The organism is Natronomonas sp., assembly GCF_036625485.1.
Lineage (GTDB): Archaea > Halobacteriota > Halobacteria > Halobacteriales > Haloarculaceae > Natronomonas.
The window spans coordinates 1-4,075 of sequence record NZ_JAZKTR010000188.1 but is presented as its reverse complement, the minus strand read 5'-3'; the positions used below and the strand labels follow the sequence as shown (position 1 = coordinate 4,075).

The 4,075-nt window shown below is 64.2% G+C and carries 4 protein-coding genes; 2 read left to right on the top strand and 2 right to left on the bottom strand.

The genetic code is table 11. The features are described 5' to 3' along the window. Positions 1 to 60 precede the first annotated feature (60 nt). On the bottom strand, positions 61 to 1,098 hold the full coding sequence (locus tag V5A53_RS13415; protein ID WP_332314124.1) for a tyrosine--tRNA ligase: 1,038 nt from the start codon (positions 1,096 to 1,098) through the stop codon (positions 61 to 63). A gap of 184 nt (positions 1,099 to 1,282) precedes the next feature. Here V5A53_RS13415 and V5A53_RS13410 point away from each other — a divergent pair, with 184 nt between their 5' ends. After that, positions 1,283 to 1,738, top strand: a complete 456-nt coding sequence (locus V5A53_RS13410; protein WP_332314123.1) for a hypothetical protein — start codon at positions 1,283 to 1,285, stop codon at positions 1,736 to 1,738. A 65-nt stretch (positions 1,739 to 1,803) separates the two neighbouring features. Further along, entirely contained in the window at positions 1,804 to 2,415 is a 612-nt protein-coding gene (locus tag V5A53_RS13405; RefSeq protein ID WP_332314122.1) for a HalX domain-containing protein, read from the top strand. On the opposite strand, the gene V5A53_RS13400 is transcribed toward V5A53_RS13405, so the two are convergent. Further along, positions 2,412 to 3,737 (bottom strand): sensor histidine kinase, encoded by a 1,326-nt coding sequence (locus V5A53_RS13400; RefSeq protein WP_332314121.1) that lies wholly within the window; start codon positions 3,735 to 3,737, stop codon positions 2,412 to 2,414. The genes V5A53_RS13405 and V5A53_RS13400 overlap by 4 nt on opposite strands. Positions 3,738 to 4,075 lie beyond the last annotated feature (338 nt).

The following is a 4,075-nucleotide window of genomic DNA, read 5'->3' as shown; positions in this document are numbered from 1 at the left end:
GGCGCTTAACGATAGGTGGTAGCCGAAAGAAACAGCGGCTTGGCGAACGGAAAGGTTGCCTTACGCGTACTTTTCCGGGTAGGCGTCTTCGAGCAGTTCCGGCTGGTTGAGGAGGCGCTCGCGAACGGGGTCGATGACCGCCGCGATGCCCGCCGCGGCGGCCGGCTTGAGGTCGGCGGGGTGGAGTTCCCCGGAGACGAAGTCCGTTTCGAGGTCGTCGTAGTCGTCGTAGACGAGGTCGCCGCCGTACTCCTCGGGGCGTTCGACGACGAACTCCTCACCGCGCTCCTCGAGGACCGGGAAGACGAGGTACTGTAGGTATTCGAGGACGCCGTTACCCTCGGTTTCGCCGGCGGGGCAGTAGGCGCCTTCGATCTTCTCGGCGACGGCATCGTCGTCGTCCGTGAGGTTGATCTTCGACGTCTCCTCGGAAGCCGACATCTTGCCGCCCGAAAGCCCCGAGAGGAGTGGCGCGAAGACGCAGGCCGGCTTGTCGTAGCCGAAGTCCGGCAGTTGCTCGCGGGCGAGCATGTAGATGCCGCGCTGGTCGATGCCGCCGTAGGCGATGTCGGCGTCGAGTGCCGCCACGTCGAGGGATTGCATCAGCGTGTAGACGAGCCCGCCGAGTTTCGGGTTCTCGGATTGGCGGACGACCTCGCTGCCGGCCCGCTGTGCCCGCGAGAGGGTCGTCTCCGCGAGCATGCGGTAGAGGTCCATCGTGTAGGGGTCCTCGAGTTGATATTCGGTGCCGCGGACGAACTCGATACCGTCGGGGTCGGCACCGGCGGCCTCGATCATGCCCTCGATGGCAGCCTCGTAGTACGCCGAGCGTGAATCGAGCAGTTCGAAGGGGCTCTTCGCGTCGTCCAGATGGGCGTGCAGGTCGGCGATGAGCACCGTCACGTCGAGGCCGGATTCGATGAAATCCGCGAGCTTGCGCATCGTCGTGAAGTGACCGATGTGCATCTCGCCGGTGGGCGCATAGCCGATGTAGGCGGTCGGGGAGTCGCGTTCCTCGAACAGCGCCTCGATCTCGGCCTCGGTGACGACCTCCTCGGTGTACCGGGTGACCAGTTCGGTCCGCTCGGCCGTGTCCATAGGCGACGTTCCGTGAGGCGGCCGATAAAACGTTCGGGTATGGGTGCGAGTGCTAGCGAATGTCACTCGCTCGGGGAGACTCGGTCGACCCTCACTGGCAACACTCGGGGGAGCCATCACGTTGATTCCCGGCACGAACCCCCGGATGCAGCATATCCAAACGGTAGCCCCCCGAAATCAGAGTATGTACACCGGGCGTACGGAGAAGCCTTGTTGTCTCTGCGGCCGACCGAACCCGGACCACCGCATCGACATCCCGCCGCGAGCGGTACAACTACTGAAACATTCCGACCCCATCGCATGGCAGGACATCGAGGGAGAGGTGTCGCTATATTTCTGCGAGGACGACTGGGAGACCGTCCGCGATCTCGTCATCGAGACGGGGATGAGTCCGCTGTCGCGGTGTAACGCCGCCCGAGCGTCGTTCGTTCTGCGGGAGGATTTCGAAGCCCTGTTGAACGCGACCCGCGAGGAACCCGACCAGACCCCGCTCGAAGAGCGGATGCTCTCGGAGGCCCAGTCGGTGAAAACGCAGTGGCAGGATGAGAGCGCGCTCGTCGACGACCGTGATCTCGTCGAGGCACACGTCGTCGAATGGGCGCTATCGGACCTCGACGCGACCGAGGAACCTATCGCGTAACCAACTATTGTCTGACGTAAAACATATCTCGTATGCGAGATATTGGTGGGTAATCGAGGAGCACGATGAGCGAGGAAACATCGCTGACGGTGCTGATCGCGGACGACGAGCCGGGGCTGGCGGATGGACACGCCGCCCGGTTGTCCGAACACGATGTCAGGACCGCATACGACGGACCGGACGCGCTCGAGAAGCTGAGCGAGGGGGTCGATATCGCCCTGCTCGACCGCCGGATGCCGGGACTGTCCGGCGACGAGGTACTGGAACACCTCCGCGAAAGGGGACGTGACTGCCGGGTCGCCATGCTCACCGGCGTCGAACCCGACGTCGATATCGTCTCGATGGGATTCGACGAATACCTCACGAAGCCGCTCTCACGGGAGGAACTCCACGAAGCCATCGAGCGGATGAAGCGCCGGTCGACCTACGACGCCAAACTCCAGGAGTACTTCTCGCTGGCGTCGAAACGCGCGGCGCTGGAGACCGACCACTCGCCGGACGGACTCGCCGACCAACCCCAGTACCACCGACTCTGTGAGCGGTTGGCCTCCATCCGAAACCAGCTGGACGACGCCCTCGACGAGCTTCCCGAACGGGACGGCTACGCCGTCGCTGCGGAGCCGAACGACGGTCCCGGAAACCGCTCGGATGACCGGCTTGATGTCGGAAGCGATTAATCGGCCCGAAATTCGAAACGGGCACCATCATCGTCGGTGACGGTTATCTCCCACCCGTGCCGTTCGGCCGCCAACCCGACCAACGCGAGACCGATTCCCGTGCTGTCCGCCTCCGACCTACCCCACTCGAACAGCTCCTCCGGGTCGATGTCGGGGAACCCGGTTCCGTCGTCCCTCACGTAGAACCCACCATCGTCCAGCGGTCCGACCTCGACGGTGACATCGCCGCCGCCGTGTTGCACCGCGTTCCGAAACAGGTTCGATAACAGCAGTCGGAGCAATCCCTCGTCGGCGTCGATGGTCGCCTCGTTGCCCCGAAGCGTCGCGTCACTCCTCGGGGCACTCTCCCAGACGTCCTTGGAGACGGCCTCCAGCGAACACGGTTCGATATCGACACCACGGCTGACCAGCGCTCCCACTTCCTCCGTTACCGAACCGATCCGCTCCAGAGCGGCCTCGACGTGGTCGAGGTGTTCGGCATCGCCGTCGGCCAACTCCAGGTGGACCGTCGCGAGATCGAGATGGTTGTTGATCTCGTGTGTGATCGCCTCCCCGAGCAACGCGTACGGAGGTCGGTCACCCTCTGCGGAAGCGCCGAGTCGCTCGACCAGTTGAGATAGCGGCTCGACCTCGGATTCGTCGATACGCTCCGTGGCCGTACCGACGACACAGCCACCATCGAACGGGACCGCGACCGTCGAAACGCCATGGTTGTCGACGACGGACTCGCCCTCGCGTATCGCCCGTGCCCACGGCCACTCGGTGCTCGTCTCGACCGCCCCAAGTGCGGCTATCGGAACGCCCGCCGCCGCCGAGGGGGCTGCCGTCTCTCCGTCGGTTTCGAGAACCCACGCGCTGGCGAACAGCCCCGACTCGACGAGGCGACGACAGAGCACCTCACCGGCGGGATTCGAACCCGAATCCGGACCGGGCTTCGAATCCAGACCCGTCCCGTCCGCCGCGGCGAGGTTCTCCAACCGCCGCGTTCGCCACTGCGCGCGTTCGGTCGCCGCCTCATCGAGAACCTCCTCCATTCGGCGGGCTATCGTCTGGCTATCCAGTGGTACGACCGCGTCCGCCGACCCGGCGGGCACCTCGTCGGCAGCGATGACCACCGGCTCGGCGCCGTGCATCCGCCGAACCGCACGCACGGCACGCTCGGTGTCGCGGCCCAGTGCCGGTGCCACGAGAACGACCGGCCCGTCCTGCCGCTCGGCGAGTCCGACGACCGACGGAACACGCTCCGTTTCGAACGCTGAAAGCCCGTCCAGGACGGTTCGCGTCGCCGCTGTCTCGCTTCCGACCACCCGAATCCGGCGCATCTGTGCCGACATTCCTCTCTCCGAGTTGGTGTATCGTCGATTCGGATCCACAAAAGGATACGGCCTGATTCCGACCTCGAAGCCTTGTCGATATTCGGTTCTATCACCGAATATTTATAGGCGAAAGAAGGATTAATCCGTCATAGATTAAATGAATCTATTCCGCGCAATTTGCTTCCTTGCGGTCGGATTATCGGCGGCAAGCGGCGTGGTGGCTGCAGGCAGCGGTCCGATGGCCGACGCGGGACTGGATCAGTCCGTGTCCGTGAATACGACCGTCCAACTCGACGCCACCGGGTCGATACATCCGGATGGCGAGATCGAACGCTACGAATGGC

Coding starts and splice junctions, on each gene's coding strand:
- V5A53_RS13415 (WP_332314124.1), bottom strand. CDS start 1,098: ATGGACACGGCCGAGCGGACCGAACTGGTCACCCGGTACACCGAGGAG.
- V5A53_RS13410 (WP_332314123.1), top strand. CDS start 1,283: ATGTACACCGGGCGTACGGAGAAGCCTTGTTGTCTCTGCGGCCGACCG.
- V5A53_RS13405 (WP_332314122.1), top strand. CDS start 1,804: ATGAGCGAGGAAACATCGCTGACGGTGCTGATCGCGGACGACGAGCCG.
- V5A53_RS13400 (WP_332314121.1), bottom strand. CDS start 3,737: ATGCGCCGGATTCGGGTGGTCGGAAGCGAGACAGCGGCGACGCGAACC.